Raw genomic sequence first — 759 nt, forward strand, 5'->3', positions numbered from 1 at the left:
CCAAGGAGCAAGCTCCTTGGTTTGGGCTAATCCGCGTTCGCTCGCCGCTACTGACGGAATCACTTTTGTTTTCTCTTCCTCAGGGTACTTAGATGTTTCAGTTCCCCTGGTATGCCTCTTGTTAACCTATGTATTCAGTTAACAGTGACTGTCCATTACGACAGCCGGGTTTCCCCATTCGGACATCCCCGGATCAATGCGTGCTTACCGCTCCCCGAGGCAGTTTCGTTGTTCGCCACGTCCTTCTTCGGCTCCTAGTGCCTAGGCATCCTCCGTGCGCTCTTATTAGCTTAACCTAATAAAAACATTTCTTGCTTAAGGATGTTTCATCTTTCGCTATCCAGTTTTCAAGGAACAAAAAAAATGATGGTTCATGGTGGAGCCAAGGAGGATCGAACTCCTGACCTCCTGCTTGCAAGGCAGGCGCTCTCCCAGCTGAGCTATGGCCCCATAGGGTATAAGTTGTCATTATCGAAAGGATAATGGTGGGCCTTAGTGGACTCGAACCACCGACCTCACCCTTATCAGGGGTGCGCTCTAACCAGCTGAGCTAAAGGCCCTTAACAACTATTTAATGTGAAGGATTGTTCCTTCAAAACTGACAACGAGCGAGCGACTAACCTACCTGATTTATCCGATCATCATCGTGATCGGGTATTTCCTTAGAAAGGAGGTGATCCAGCCGCACCTTCCGATACGGCTACCTTGTTACGACTTCACCCCAATCATCTACCCCACCTTCGACGGCTGGCTCCTTGC

The 759-nt window shown here is 49.7% G+C and carries 2 tRNA genes and 2 rRNA genes; all 4 read right to left on the minus strand.

Going from position 1 to position 759, the window contains the following annotated elements:
• A 23S ribosomal RNA gene (locus WFJ73_RS33170) occupies positions 1-296 on the minus strand; the annotation flags it as partial.
• A 78-nt stretch (positions 297-374) separates the two neighbouring features.
• Positions 375-450: transfer RNA gene (locus tag WFJ73_RS33175), tRNA-Ala, on the minus strand.
• 33 nt (positions 451-483) lie between these two features.
• Positions 484-560 (minus strand) — tRNA-Ile (locus tag WFJ73_RS33180).
• Between the two features lie 106 nt (positions 561-666).
• Positions 667-759: ribosomal RNA gene (locus WFJ73_RS33185) — 16S ribosomal RNA — on the minus strand; the annotation flags it as partial.

The sequence above is a fragment of the Paenibacillus sp. MMO-58 genome, assembly GCF_037146255.1.
In the GTDB taxonomy this organism is placed as follows: domain Bacteria; phylum Bacillota; class Bacilli; order Paenibacillales; family Paenibacillaceae; genus Pristimantibacillus.